The sequence below is a fragment of the Pseudolabrys taiwanensis genome, assembly GCF_003367395.1.
Taxonomy (GTDB): Bacteria; Pseudomonadota; Alphaproteobacteria; order Rhizobiales; family Xanthobacteraceae; genus Pseudolabrys; species Pseudolabrys taiwanensis.
Window position 1 is genome coordinate 4,835,444 of record NZ_CP031417.1, and the last position, 13,005, is coordinate 4,848,448.

Genomic DNA, 13,005 nt, shown 5'->3' on the forward strand with positions numbered 1-13,005 from the left:
GAGGGTGAGGGCTGTCGCGATAAGTCTATGAATTATAAATGGATTTATATCCGGCAGCACGCTGACATTGAGCGCGTCCGCCGCCCTGCTATAAGGCCCGAGGCACTTTCCGCCCGGTCGATTCCGGCTTTCATGAAGCTCGTTTCCATTCCCGCCAATCCGGTGCCCGACAATGTCGTGTCGGGCGTGGTTAAGACGCCGGACAATGTGAGCTTACGTTTTGCGCGCTGGGCGCCGCCGCCCGGCCGGCGCGGCACCGTGGTCGTGCTGCAGGGCCGCGCCGAGTACATCGAAAAGTATTTCGAGACGGTGCGTGATCTGCGCGCGCGCGGTTTCGCGGTGGCGACGTTCGATTGGCGCGGGCAGGGGCTGTCCGACCGCGCGCTGTCGGACAAGCGCAAGGGCTACGTCCGCAACTTCAAGGAATACGCCACCGACCTTGCCGCCATCATGGAGCAGGTCGTGCTGCCGGATTGCCCGCCGCCGATATACCTGCTGGCGCACTCGATGGGCGGCGCCATTGCCGTCGCCGCCTGCCACGACGGCAGCCGGTGGTTCGAAAGGGTGGTCTTGTCGGCGCCGATGATCGCGTTGCCGCCGTCGCCGCTGACCCGCGTGGCGGGCCCGCTGGCCCGCACCTTGCGCCTGTTCGGCAGCGGTTCGGCCTATGTGCCGACCGGCAACGGCGCGCTCACCGGCAAGCAGGAATTCATCGAGAATCCGCTCACCTCCGACCCGGTGCGCTACGCGCGCAACGCCGCGGTGCTGGAGGAGGAGCCGGAACTGGGGCTGGGCGCGCCGACGGTCGCATGGGCGGACGCCGCGCTGCGCCTCATGAAGCGCTTCGCCCAGCCGAGCTACGCCGGCCGCATTCGCCAGCCGATGCTGATGGTCGCGGCCGGCCGCGACCAGGTCGTCTCGACGCCGGCCATCGAGCAGTTCGGCATGAACCTGCTCGCCGGCCGGCATCTCATCCTGGCGGGCGCCAAGCACGAACTCCTGCAGGAGCAGGATCACTACCGCGGCCAGTTCTGGGCCGCCTTCGATGCCTTCGTGCCCGGCACACCGCGTTATTAAGGCGACGGCGCTCAGTCAGCCGCCGCCGGCTTCTCCTGCGATGCCTGCTTCACCGGCAACGGTTGCACCGGCGAGCCGGGTCCGATCTTCTGCAGGTTGCCGCTGATCACGTTGTCGCCTTCGGCGACGCCCTTGTCGATGGCGACGAGCGGACCGTCGGTGGGCCCAAGCGAGACGAGACGCATCTCCGCCTTGCCGTCCTTGCCAACGACATAGACGAACTTACCGAGCTGGCTCGAGCCGAGGGCAATCTGCGGCACCACCAGCGCGTCGGGCTTCTCGCTCACGGCCAGGCGGACGCGGACGTATTGGCCCGGCAGCAGTGTGCCCTTGGCGTTGGCGACAGTCGCCCGCGCGACGATGGTACCGGTCGACCGATCGATGTTGTTATCGATGAAGGTCACCGTGCCGGTGTAACGCGCCTTGTCGTCGCCCGGCACGAACACTTCGGCCTGGATCGGGCCGCGAGCCCGCGCCTTTTCGATCGTCGCAAGATCGGTCTCGCTCGGATTGAACGTCACGTAGATCGGGTCGAGCTGCACCAGCGTGTTGACGGTCGAATTGGCGGCCGTCACCAGCGCGCCGACGGACGCCTGGTTGCGGCCGAGGCGGCCGGAGAACGGCGCGGTGATCTTGGTGTAGCCGAGATTGATCTCGGCGGTCCGCACCGCCGCCTGGTCGATCGCCAAAGTCGCTTCGGCCTGGCGCAGCGCCGAGGTGCGCTGCTCGTAGGTGTTCTTGTCGAGATAGCCGCTGCTGGCGAGGCTGGAGCCGCGGTCGACATTGCCGCGCGCGTAATCGAGCGCGGCGGTGTCGCGCTGCAGCTGGGCTTTGGCCGAGTCGAGCGCCGCCTGGAAGTCGCGCGGATCGATCGTATAGATCAGATCGCCTTCCTTCACGTCCGACCCGTCCGGCACGTGCTGCTGTTGCACGTAGCCGGCGATCTTCGCCTGCAGCGCGATGTTGCGGATCGCCTCGGTGCGCGCCGAATACTCGAGATAGATCGGGATCGTCTTTTTCACGATCTTCGTCACCGGCACCGGCATCGCCATCATCGCCGGATTCGGCGTCGCGGCGCCCGCGCTTTCACTGAACAGCGGCCGGATGGCGAGGACGGCCCCGACAAGGACAACCGCGCCAACGGCAACGCCGGCATAGAGTTTCCATTTGTTCATGAGATCCAACTCCTAATTCCTATTCGGCCGGCTCTGCATGGCCGTGGACATGGTGACCGCCCGATGCGTGCGCCCGGTCGGCCCGGCGCTCGCGCATCCGCTCGATGATCACGTAGAACACCGGGACGAAAGCGAGCGTGAGAACGGTGGCGGCGAGCATGCCGCCGAACACTGTGGTGCCGATCGACTGACGGCTGGCGGCGCCAGCGCCGCTCGCGATCATCAACGGCACGACGCCGAGGATGAAGGCGAAGGCCGTCATGAGGATCGGACGCAGTCGCAGACGCGCGGCCTCCATGGCGGCATCGACGATGTCGAGGCCTTCCTCGCGCCGGCGCTTGGCGAACTCGACGATCAGAATCGCGTTTTTGGCGGCGAGGCCGACCAACATCACGAAGCCGATCTGCGAGTAGACGTCGGTCTGCATGCCACGCATCCACAGGGCAAACAGCGCGCCGAACAAAGCGAGCGGCACGGCGAGCAGCACCATGAACGGCATCGACCAGCTTTCATACTGAGCCGCCAGGATGAGGAACACGAACACGACGGCGAGCGAGAACACCACCGTGGCGATCGAGCCCGCTTTGAGTTCCTGGTAAGTGATACCGGTCCACTCGTAACCGAAGTCCTTCGGCAAGGCGGTCGCCGCCGCGCGCTGCATCGCCTCGACCGCCTGGCCCGAACTGTAGCCGGGCGCCGGTCCGCCATTGATGAGCGCCGACGGATAGTTGTTGTAATGCGGCACGGTCTCCGGCCCGACGATCGGCTTGAGCTCGCCGAGCGTATTCAGCGGTACCATGCCGCCGGTGTTGTTTCGCACATAGAGGCGCGAGAGGTCGGTCGAAGACGCGCGCGATTCTTCGTTGGCCTGCAAGGTCACGCGGAAGGTGCGGCCGAACAGGTTGAAGTCGTTCACGTAGAGCGAGCCGAGATAAATCTGCAGGGTGTTGAACACGTCCGGCAGGTTCAGGCCGAGCAGCTTCGCCTTGTTGCGATCGAGGTCGTATTGGTATTGCGGCGTCGACGTGCTGAACGACGTGAACAGCTGATGCGCGTTCAATTCCGGCTGCTTGCGCGCCTCCGCGATCAATGCCTGTGCGGCGTCGTTGAGAGCGACGCTGCCGCGTCCGGCCAGATCTTCGAGTTGGAATTCGAAGCCGCCCGTGGCGCCGAGACCGGGAATAGAAGGCGGATCGAAGCTCAGCACGATGGCTTCCGGAATGCCGAGCAATTTCGGCCGCACCTGGTTGACCAGGTTGGTCGCGCTCTGCTCCGGCGGTCGCTCGCTCCAAGGCTTCAGGATGGCGAACTCCACCGCCGAATTCGACTGCTGGGCATTGGTGAGGAAGTTAAGGCCGCTGATCGAACCGACAATGTCGACGCCCGGGGTTGCCTGCAGGATGTCGCGCACCTTGGCGGCGACGGCGTCGGTACGTTCCAGCGCCGCGCCGTCAGGCAATTGGATCACGACGAAAAAGTAGCCTTGGTCTTCCACCGGCAGGAAGGTCGATGGAATGCGCAAGGACACCAGGTAGGTGACGCCGAGCGTCGCCACAAACAACGCCATCATGGCCCAGCGGAAGCGAACCAAGGTGCGCACGCTGTTGGCGTAGACGTGCGACATCCAGCCGAAACCGTCATTGAACCAGCGGAAGGGCGCGAAGGTCGTCTCGCCGCGATGGCGCAGGAACACGGCGCTGAGCGCCGGCGACAATGTCAGCGAGTTGAAGGCGGAGATGCCCACCGAAATCGCGACGGTGAGCGCGAACTGGTTGTACATGCGGCCGGTGACGCCGGGGATGAAGGCGACCGGGATGAACACGGCCATCAGCACCGCGGTGGTGGCGACGATCGGGCCGGTCACCTCCTTCATGGCGACTCGTGTCGCTTCGAGTGGCGGTAACCCGGCCTCGAGTTGTCGCTCGACGTTCTCCACCACGACGATGGCGTCGTCGACCACGAGGCCGATCGCCAGCACCATGCCGAGAAGGCTGAGCATGTTGAGCGAGAAGCCCAGGAGATACATCACCGCCATGGTCGCGACGAGCGAGACGGGGATGGCGATGATCGGAATGATCGTCGTGCGCCAGCTTTGCAGGAAGACGAAGACCACGAAGACGACCAGCACCAGCGCTTCGAGAAGCGTGACGACGACGTCGTGCATCGACTCGGAAACGAAGCGCGTCGTGTCGTAGTGCATCGCGTATTCGATGCCCTTCGGGAAGCGCTGCGATAGCTCCTCCATTTTGGCCTTCACGTGGGCCTGAAGGTCGAGGGCATTCGACCCGGGTCGCTGGAACAGCGCAACGACGACGGTCGGATCTTTGCCGAAGTAGGCGGACGACGAATATTGCAACGCGCCGAGCTCGATGCGCGCGACGTCGCGCAGGCGCACGACGGAGCCCGCCTGCGAATCGGAGCGCACGACAATGTCGCCGAACTGCTCAGGCGAGCTCAGACGGCCCGTCGTGTTCACCTGCATTTCGAAGGCGGTGCCCGGAGGGGCGGGCGACTGGCCGATCTTGCCGGCCGCGACCTGCACGTTCTGTTCCTGGATCGCCTGCTGCACGTCGACGGCGGTGATGCCGAGATTGGCGAGCTTGTCCGGGTTGAGCCAGATGCGCATCGAGTAGCGCCGCTCGCCGAAGATCTGGACGTCGCCGACGCCGTCGAGCCGCTTCAACGGATCGACGATCTGCAGATAGGCATAATTGCTGAGCGTGACCGGATCGACCGAGCCGTCCGGCGACGTCAAGTTGACGATGAGGACGAAGTTCGGGTTCTGCTTCTTGATGGTGATGCCGGCCTGGTTGACGATCGGCGGCAGTGCGGCCGAGGCTTGCGCCACGCGGTTCTGCACGTCCACCGCGGCGATGCTCAGCGGATAGCCGACGTCGAAGGTCACCGTGATGGTGGACGAGCCGTCGTTCGACGACGACGAGGACATATACGTCATGCCCTGCACGCCGTTGATCTGCTGCTCGAGCGGCGTCGTCACGGTGTCGGCGACGACCTGGGCGCTCGCGCCGGGGTAAACGGCGCTAACCACGACCTGCGGCGGCGTAATGTCCGGGAACTGCGAAACGGGCAGCAGGAAATAGCAGATGGAACCCGCCAGAACCATGATGACGGCGATGGCCGACGAGAAGATGGGGCGGTGCGTAAAAAAGCTGACCATGGGGTCACGTCCTAGGGGCGCGCTTAAGCCCGCCCGCGGTATCTCGGGATGGCTATGAAAAATCAGGGTTTTTTGGTCTGACTCGGCCCAATCGAGCTTGACGGAGTCATGACAGGGTGTTACTTGTCAGTAACATCCTATATGTTACAAGCCGGTAACATCCGGTCAAGTGGTGCACCGCAAAAATTGTCGGGGGAGGCAGAGGACGAGGCAAAATGGCCACAGTCGATGCGGGTCCTGCGCGGCCCCGGGAACGGATCATCAAGACGGCGCGCGATCTCTTTCGCCGCCACGGCATTCGCGGCATCGGCGTTGACGCCATCGCCGAGCAGGCCGGCACCAATAAGATGACCCTCTATCGTCACTTCGGCTCGAAGGACGAGTTGATTATCGCCTGCCTGCGTGACTTTGCGAACGACGTCGAGGGACTCTGGCAGAGCCTCGAGATGTCCCATCCCGGCGATCCCATGGCACAGATCTATGCCTGGATCCGCATGGCCGCCGAATGCACCATCGGCGATCTGCGCGGCTGCGACATGGCCAATGTCGCGATCGAGCTGGCGGAAGACGATCATCCCGCCCGGCACGTGATCGAAGAATTCAAAACGACGCACCGTAACCGGTTGGCGGACCTGTGCCGGTCCGCCGGCATCGCGAAAGCCGACCAGCTCACCGACACCTTGTGCCTGCTGATGGAGGGCGCGCGCGTCAGCATGCAGAGCGTCGGGCCCGAAGGGCCTGGTGGCCGCTTCATCTCGATCGCCGAAGCGGTGATCGCCGCCTTCGCGCACGAAGCGCAGGCGCAGCGCGACGGCGTCCTGCAAGACGAAAGCGAGAAGGCACGGAGCACGTCGCGCGCTTTCACGCGCGAGCCGGTGCACGCTTGAACTCTCACAGCCGTTGGAATTTCGGCGCTTGAGCGCCATGCGCCGCCGCGCGCACCGATGCGACGGTGCGAGCCGGTGCTGATTGATCAGCTCGACGAGTTCGCCTGAGCATAAGCCGTGGCCGGCGTGACATGCGGCACGACGATCAATTGATCGACCTCGCCGCTGCTATACGCCGCCAGGAACTTGTCGTAGTCCTTGAATGACACGCAGCCGTTCGACTGGCCGTTGGGGCCGAGCATGTAGCTGTGCGCCAGCATGCCGTCGCGGCCGTACATCTTGGCGTCGCCGACGGGCGTCAGCCGCAGTGCCTTGACGCCGTGAAACAGCTTCTCGCGCAGCGTGATCTTGTAGGTCGCCGGCGGGGTGACGCCGCGATCCTTGCGATGGAACGAGCTCGGGTCGTCCAGCCATTCGCCGAGACCCGAATGCGCTTCGAGCGTCTCGCCGCTCGGCATGTACACGGCGCGCGCGCTGATGTCGTAGATCGCGGTGCGCGGATTGGCGGCGAGCACGGGCGCGACGTGCTTCTTCTCTTCCGGCGTGAAGAGACGCTTGAACGCGCCGAACAAGCCGTCCGACGACGGTTTCGTCTCGGCTGTCGCTTCCGGCGCGGTCGCGATGATCGAGGGCGGCGCGTTCTTCGGCGTGACCGGCACCGTGGCGATGTTCAACGGATGTGCGCGCGGCAAGGGCACGTCGTCGGCTTCCGCTGTAGTGGTGGCGGGCGGCGGGTTTGCCGCGGTGACCATCGGTGCCTGCATCGGCAGGATGGCGACGCGATTATTCGGTGCGGCCGACGGCGCCATCATCATGATCCCAAGGCCGCCCGCCGGACTCCAGGCGGACGACTCGGAAAAGCGCAGCGTCGGATCGGCCAGCAGGCCGTCGAGCTTGTCGACCTGATCATGCGTCTTGGCGATGATCGTGGTGGCGAAGGGCACGGACGGCGTTTGCTGCGTATCGGCCAGTGGCTGAGCGGCGGCGCTCGTCGCGTGCTTGGGCCTCGAAGCGCCATCGATCCAGGTCATGGCGCCCGCGATCACGGCCGCGGACACAGTCGCGATCGCGATGGTTCGTACGTTGGCGCGCGTCGCCGTAACCGGAGCACGCAGGATCCACGCGCCCGAAAGTATGCGATCACGCAAACCCGGTATTACGAACGTGTCGGACATTGCTGGCGGCTGACGTCCCCGTTGAGCGCACCCCGATTCCAACTCACGTGGCGCAAGAGTCAAGAAGTCCGGTAACCGTGGAAGAATTATGGTGGGGATGGTTATTGCCTCACCAAAATCCGGAAAATTGTACCACGGCGGGAACTTAGCGCGATTCGGGCGGGTCAGGCCTGCAGGATTTCCAGCGCCGCGGCGTGAACCCGCTTGTCCCCGGCGGCGATAATGCGGCCGCCGCCTTGCGCCGGGCCGTTTTCCCAGGTGGTGACGATGCCGCCGGCCCCGGCGATGATGGGGATGAGCGGCACGATGTCGTGCGGATTGATCTCGGTCTCGATGACCAGGTCGATGTGCCCGGCCGCCAGCATGCAATAGGCGTAGCAATCGCCGCCGTAGCGCGACAGCTTCACGGCGTTCTCGACACGCTGGAAAATGGCGCGGTCGGCCGGCTGCATCAGCAAAGGCGAGGTGGTGAACAGCACGGCGTCCTTGAGGGAGGCGCAAGGGCGCACGTGCAGCGCGCGGTCGCCCGCTGGCCCACGGTAGCCGGCTGCGCCGCCGTCGCCGCTGAAGCGCTCCCGCACAAACGGTTGATGCATCATGCCGAATACCGGCTCGCCGAAGCGCATCAGGCCGATGAGCGTGCCCCAGGCGACCATGCCGGAGATGAAGGACTTGGTGCCGTCGATCGGATCGAGCACCCAGACATATTCGGCGTCGGCGTGCTCGCTGCCGTATTCCTCGCCCAGGATGCCGTGCGCCGGGAAATTCTTGCGAATGAGGGTGCGCATGGCGTCCTCGGCCGCCCGGTCCGCCGCGGTGACGGGGTCGAAACCGCCGGTCTTCTTATTGTCGACGGTGAGGGAGGTTCGGAAGAACGGGAGGATGGTGTCGCCCGAGGCGCTGGCGAGCCGGTCTACGAAGCTTGTGAAATCGACTGCCGTCATGCCGCTCGCCTTGTGAAGCCCCGAAGTAGCCAAGACTTGAGGGGCTAGCAATCAGAGGTTTTTGCAGAGCAGATTCGGCCCGATTGGCGCAAGATGCGCTCAATTTGGCCGAAGCGCGAGCAATATTCTGACTTTTGTGGCAGTTCGGCCACGAATTCGGGAAGAAATACGATTTCAGGGTTCGAAAAGTAGGCTTTACCTATGCGTTTTTTGCATGAGATTTCACGTCTTCGGTCTTGCTTTTTGTGCGTCGCGGTGTAACTTATTGCAATGCGGTAGCGATACCGCTGCCCTCCTTGGGCGTTTCCTCCCTAGACTTGGGCCGCTTGCAACCGCGAGCGGCCCTTTTTTTTGTGCCGAGGCGATCGTTATTCGGCCGCCGCGCGATAGGGGCGCAGCTCTTCATACGGGAGGTCGGCCAGCCGCAGCGCCAGCGTTTCCATGTCGGCCGCCACCTTCGCGAAGCCGGCCGTGCGCTCGTAGCGGCGCTCGTCCATATAGAGCGCGCGATTGAGCTCGAGCTGGATGGTGTGTAGGCCAGCGGCCGGGTTGCCGTAGTGCTCGGTGATGAAGCCGCCGGCATAAGGCTTGTTGCGGCTCACCGAATAGCCGAGGTCGCGCAAGGTGTCCTCGACGGTCTCCGACACCGCGCCGACGCAACTGGTGCCATAGCGATCGCCGAGCACGAATTCCGGGCGCGGGCGCTCGTCGCGGTTGCCGGCGGTCGACGGCATCGAATGACAATCGACCAGCACGGCGGCGCCGAAATCCCGGTGCAGCCGCATGAAAAGGCGCCGCAGCGTGCGGTGATAGGGCTTGTACAGCGCCTCGATGCGGGCGAGCGCGTCGTCCACCGGAATGCGGTGATCGTAGATTTCCTGGGCGTCGCCGACCACGCGCGCCACGGTGCCGAGACCGCCGGCCACGCGCATCGAGCGGGTGTTGGCGAAGGAGGGCAGCCGGCCGTCGAACATGCGCGGGTCGAGTTCGTAAGGCTCGCGATTCACGTCGACGAAGCAGCGCGGAAAATGCGCCCGCATCAGCGGAAAACCGTGGCCGACGACGCCGGAGATCAGTTCGTCGACGAAGCTGTCCTCGGAGCGCCGCAGGGTGGCGATGTCGAGCCGCGATTCCGCGAGAAAATCGCGTGGATAGGTCGAGCCGCTATGCGGCGAATTGAACAGGATCGGCGCCCGGCAGGCGGGTGGCTCGATGACCTCGAACGGCGGGTCAAGCTCGTCGCGGAATTCGCTCATGGCAGAGTGACGGCCATCAGGACGCTGGTTACTCTCGCGGGGCGGTCGGGCACTATGTCTTATACCGTCTATTGTCTATGCGCCGGAGTACAATTCCAAGCCGGGCCTTCGGTTCACCCGATATTTACCCGGGATAACGCTTATGGACCGGGTGCGGCCGGCTGGTGGGACAGTCGGAGCCGGGGGCAAAAAGTTCAGGGCTGGGGCGAAAGAAGTAATGTCCAAAATCCTGCTGGCTGAAGACGATACCGATATGCGCCGCTTCCTGGTCAAGGCGTTGCAGAACGCCGGATTCGAAGTGACCTCCTACGATAACGGCCTGTCGGCCTACCAGCGGCTGCGCGAGGAACCGTTCGAACTGCTGCTCACGGACATCGTGATGCCGGAAATGGACGGAATTGAGCTCGCCCGCCGGGCCTCGGAACTCGACCCGGACATCAAGATCATGTTCATCACCGGCTTCGCTGCGGTGGCGCTGAACGCCGATTCCAATGCGCCGAAGCAGGCCAAGGTGCTGTCCAAGCCGGTGCACCTGCGCGAACTGGTCAGCGAAGTGCAGAAGATGCTGGCCGCCTGACGGCCGAATGTCCTTAACCGGACGGCGCTTGCCACGGGGCCGGCAAGCCGATAAATGGTCCCCATTCGGGCGCGTAGCTCAGCGGAAGAGCACTACCTTGACATGGTAGGGGTCACAGGTTCGATCCCTGTCGCGCCCACCATCTAAAATCTGAAACATTTGAAGATTTTGGATGCCCCTCGGCCCTGAGGGCGACACGGCACCGCAAGCAGACCGGATGCATCCGGCTCCATGTCGAGCCGAAGCTCCCATCCGTGTGGCGTGATTGGCGTCCCGGTGTGTGCCGGCACGATCAAGAGCAGCCGTAAGCCTCGCTGGTCATGCCGGCGCATGATCTAGACTACTTCTGCCCGGCCCAGACCATGTCGAGAAAGGCGAACATGCGCCGCTTTGTATCGGCGGTGACGTCGCCGTCGAACCGGTAGGTGATGCGATTCCCGCGGAAGTCGACTTTCGAATAGCCGTCGAGGTGTGCGCAATCCCAGCAATGCGTGGCGTGGGGAAATACGTACCACTCCACGGGCGCGCCGGACCACTCGGCCGCCTGTAGTTTCGAGACGCATTGGCTCGCCGGGGCTTCCAAATCCTCGCCGCCAAGCAGAATGAGCCCCGGTCTATTGATATCGCGTAAGACGATCTCGTAGGGCGAGCCATGCGGCGTCACAAACGTGAAGCAGGCAGGATAGATCGACACAAAGGCGGCGAAGCCCGAGCCAGTCTTAAAGGCCGTTTGATAGAGTTTGCTCGCGGCGATGAGATCCGCCATGGCACCCCAAGAGAATCCGACGGCGGCGATCCGCTTTTTGTCGACATAGTCGATCGTGCGTAGATGCTGCGTCGCCTGTAATACGTCGAGCGCGCCGCGAACGTGATAGACGGCCCCCTTCGGCTCAAAACAAGTGCTATCGACGCCGCGTGCGCCCTGTGAATCGATCAATAAAACTATGTAACCGTGGTCGAGCATCTCTTTGGCCCAGCGACCTATCGAAAGATTAGGCGAGCCGCCGTTCACGCCAAGTCCGCTGCAATGCGGTGCCAGCACGATCGCAGGGAATGGACCGGGGCCCGCTGGCTTGTACAGACCCATTCGCGGGCTGGTGACCGACAGCGCTGTTGGTTCGGTAGGAAAGGTCAGGTCGTCCGCTTGGGCAGCGGCAGCCAATATTCTCGCCGAGAGCCAGTCGACGCGATCCTGACCGGCCGCCGGATAAGCCAGCAGTAAGAGTAAGAGCAAAAGCCGCGGAGACATCGGAGACATCGAGCCTTGTCCGATTACAGTCAGCCGGACCGCGTGCGCAATGTGTCAGCAGCCTCAATCTATGCCGAGGCTTGAAAGTTTTCGTTGGCGGTACCGCTAGACTACCGTTGCTGTCAGCTTGCCTGATCCGAACATCGCTTGCCTTTGACAAATATCATGTGCGGGCGTCTGCCAAAGCTTGGCGGAGGTTTGCGTGGCGCGACCTATCCGTAAGGCTGCGTAGCGGGCGTAAGGTGGCCAACTCGGCAAAGGTGTGCGCCAGGGAATATGCGCCCGCAAACGACGAGGCCGCTGACCAAAGCGCCTGCAGCATCGATTACAGCCAATTGTACCGCCGAAAACGAGAAGCACCAGACCGGTGAAGCCGATTGAGTACGTGAAGGCTTCCGGGATTCTCGTCAGAACAATCGCCAGAAAAAAGAAACGCCGCCCGAAGGCGGCGTCCATCAGATCGAAGCGTGGCACCGGCCGGTACTACTGCCGTGCGATACCGGCTGTTTTGATCAGCTGTCCCCAGCGCACGATATCGCTCTTGAGCGTGTGTTCGAGTTCACCGGGGCTCGATACGGAAGGCACCAAGGCGAGCGCGGCAAGTCTCTCCTTCACGTCCGGGGCAGCGGCATAAGCATTCAGCTCGGCGCCGAGCGCGCGGACAATGTTCGGCGGCGTGTCGGCCGGCGCGAACAGTCCGTACCACAGGTCGACGTCGAACTTGGGATCGTGAATTTGCGCCGCGATCGTTGGCACGTTCGCCAATTGCGGCGCCGACACCGGGCTCGATATGCCCAACGCGCGGATGCGGCCGTCGCCAAGATTGGGCAACGCCGACTGGACCGGCACGAAGGCCATGCTGTTTTCGCCGCGAATGGTGCCGAGCAAGGCATCGGCGGCGCCTTTGTAAGGGATATGCACCACGTTGATCCCGGTTGCCGACTTGAGCAGTTCCATTGCGAGGTGTTGCGGCGTTCCCGTTCCGGGAGAGCCGTAATTGAGGGTGCCCGGCGCGCTCTTCGCGAGCGCGATCAGTTCGGCGGTGCTTGTGGCCTTTACGTCGCGATTGACGACGAGCACCAGCGCTCCGCGCAGCAGCATGCCGACCGGCGTCAAATTCGTGAGCGGGTCATACGACAGATCGTAGAGGCTTGGGCTCATCGCCAGCGTATTGGCGACCAGCAGCAGCGTGTAGCCATCCGGCTTCGCCTTGGCGACAAAAGCCGAGCCGAGATTGCCGGCGGCGCCGACGCGGTTTTCAACGATCACCGGCTGCTTGAGACGTTGCTGCATCTTGTCGGCGAGCAGACGCGCCGCGATGTCGATGCCGGTACCGGCGCTATAGGGAACGACAAGAGTGATGGTGCGCGACGGATAAGTCTCCGCCCGCGCGACATGAATTGATAAGAGAGTCGCGAACGACAGGGCGAATGCCGCAAGCGCGCCGCGCGCGCTCATGATGGTCGATTTCATACCGGGTGCACCTC

At 63.6% G+C, this 13,005-nt stretch carries 10 protein-coding genes and 1 tRNA gene; 4 read left to right on the forward strand and 7 right to left on the reverse strand.

Annotation, left to right across the window (positions count from 1 at the left end; genetic code table 11):
* The first annotated feature begins 132 nt into the window (after nucleotides 1-132).
* Entirely contained in the window at nucleotides 133-1,077 is a 945-nt protein-coding gene (locus DW352_RS22955; protein WP_115693504.1) for an alpha/beta fold hydrolase, read from the forward strand.
* 11 nt (nucleotides 1,078-1,088) lie between these two features.
* Here the strand turns inward: DW352_RS22955 and DW352_RS22960 are convergent, their stop codons facing one another.
* Together DW352_RS22960 and DW352_RS22965 are read right to left on the reverse strand one after the other, a co-directional pair.
* Entirely contained in the window at nucleotides 1,089-2,252 is a 1,164-nt protein-coding gene (locus tag DW352_RS22960; RefSeq protein WP_115694565.1) for an efflux RND transporter periplasmic adaptor subunit, read from the reverse strand.
* A gap of 19 nt (nucleotides 2,253-2,271) precedes the next feature.
* Nucleotides 2,272-5,430, reverse strand: coding sequence for an efflux RND transporter permease subunit (locus tag DW352_RS22965; RefSeq protein WP_115693505.1), 3,159 nt, complete (start codon nucleotides 5,428-5,430; stop codon nucleotides 2,272-2,274).
* A gap of 215 nt (nucleotides 5,431-5,645) precedes the next feature.
* Between DW352_RS22965 and DW352_RS22970 the strand changes: the two genes are divergently transcribed.
* Complete coding sequence (locus DW352_RS22970) at nucleotides 5,646-6,317, forward strand: TetR/AcrR family transcriptional regulator (protein WP_115693506.1); 672 nt, start codon at nucleotides 5,646-5,648, stop codon at nucleotides 6,315-6,317.
* Between the two features lie 86 nt (nucleotides 6,318-6,403).
* On the opposite strand, the gene DW352_RS22975 is transcribed toward DW352_RS22970, so the two are convergent.
* The 3 genes from DW352_RS22975 to DW352_RS22985 form a co-directional block, all read right to left on the reverse strand.
* Nucleotides 6,404-7,348, reverse strand: coding sequence for a DUF2778 domain-containing protein (locus DW352_RS22975; RefSeq protein WP_245434224.1), 945 nt, complete (start codon nucleotides 7,346-7,348; stop codon nucleotides 6,404-6,406).
* Between the two features lie 308 nt (nucleotides 7,349-7,656).
* A complete protein-coding gene (hisN, locus tag DW352_RS22980; protein WP_115693508.1) occupies nucleotides 7,657-8,436 on the reverse strand; it encodes a histidinol-phosphatase in 780 nt (259 codons plus the stop codon).
* Between the two features lie 368 nt (nucleotides 8,437-8,804).
* Complete coding sequence (locus DW352_RS22985) at nucleotides 8,805-9,692, reverse strand: N-formylglutamate amidohydrolase (RefSeq protein ID WP_115693509.1); 888 nt, start codon at nucleotides 9,690-9,692, stop codon at nucleotides 8,805-8,807.
* Between the two features lie 217 nt (nucleotides 9,693-9,909).
* On the opposite strand from DW352_RS22985, the gene cpdR reads away from it, so the two are divergent.
* Together cpdR and DW352_RS22995 are read left to right on the forward strand one after the other, a co-directional pair.
* Nucleotides 9,910-10,269 carry a cell cycle two-component system response regulator CpdR gene (gene cpdR, locus DW352_RS22990; protein WP_115693510.1) on the forward strand — a complete coding sequence of 120 codons (360 nt, stop codon included), beginning with the start codon at nucleotides 9,910-9,912 and terminating at the stop codon, nucleotides 10,267-10,269.
* Between the two features lie 67 nt (nucleotides 10,270-10,336).
* Nucleotides 10,337-10,411 (forward strand) — tRNA-Val (locus DW352_RS22995).
* Nucleotides 10,412-10,609: 198 nt separating this feature from the next.
* Here DW352_RS22995 and DW352_RS23000 read toward each other — a convergent pair.
* Together DW352_RS23000 and DW352_RS23005 are read right to left on the reverse strand one after the other, a co-directional pair.
* A complete protein-coding gene (locus DW352_RS23000; RefSeq protein WP_115693511.1) occupies nucleotides 10,610-11,527 on the reverse strand; it encodes a dienelactone hydrolase family protein in 918 nt (305 codons plus the stop codon).
* Between the two features lie 474 nt (nucleotides 11,528-12,001).
* Nucleotides 12,002-12,991, reverse strand: coding sequence for a Bug family tripartite tricarboxylate transporter substrate binding protein (locus DW352_RS23005; protein WP_115693512.1), 990 nt, complete (start codon nucleotides 12,989-12,991; stop codon nucleotides 12,002-12,004).
* Between the last annotated feature and the right edge of the window lie 14 nt (nucleotides 12,992-13,005).

Coding starts and splice junctions, on each gene's coding strand:
- DW352_RS22955 (WP_115693504.1), top strand. CDS start 133: ATGAAGCTCGTTTCCATTCCCGCCAATCCGGTGCCCGACAATGTCGTG.
- DW352_RS22960 (WP_115694565.1), bottom strand. CDS start 2,252: ATGAACAAATGGAAACTCTATGCCGGCGTTGCCGTTGGCGCGGTTGTC.
- DW352_RS22965 (WP_115693505.1), bottom strand. CDS start 5,430: ATGGTCAGCTTTTTTACGCACCGCCCCATCTTCTCGTCGGCCATCGCC.
- DW352_RS22970 (WP_115693506.1), top strand. CDS start 5,646: ATGGCCACAGTCGATGCGGGTCCTGCGCGGCCCCGGGAACGGATCATC.
- DW352_RS22975 (WP_245434224.1), bottom strand. CDS start 7,348: ATGACCTGGATCGATGGCGCTTCGAGGCCCAAGCACGCGACGAGCGCC.
- hisN (WP_115693508.1), bottom strand. CDS start 8,436: ATGACGGCAGTCGATTTCACAAGCTTCGTAGACCGGCTCGCCAGCGCC.
- DW352_RS22985 (WP_115693509.1), bottom strand. CDS start 9,692: ATGAGCGAATTCCGCGACGAGCTTGACCCGCCGTTCGAGGTCATCGAG.
- cpdR (WP_115693510.1), top strand. CDS start 9,910: ATGTCCAAAATCCTGCTGGCTGAAGACGATACCGATATGCGCCGCTTC.
- DW352_RS23000 (WP_115693511.1), bottom strand. CDS start 11,527: ATGTCTCCGATGTCTCCGCGGCTTTTGCTCTTACTCTTACTGCTGGCT.
- DW352_RS23005 (WP_115693512.1), bottom strand. CDS start 12,991: ATGAAATCGACCATCATGAGCGCGCGCGGCGCGCTTGCGGCATTCGCC.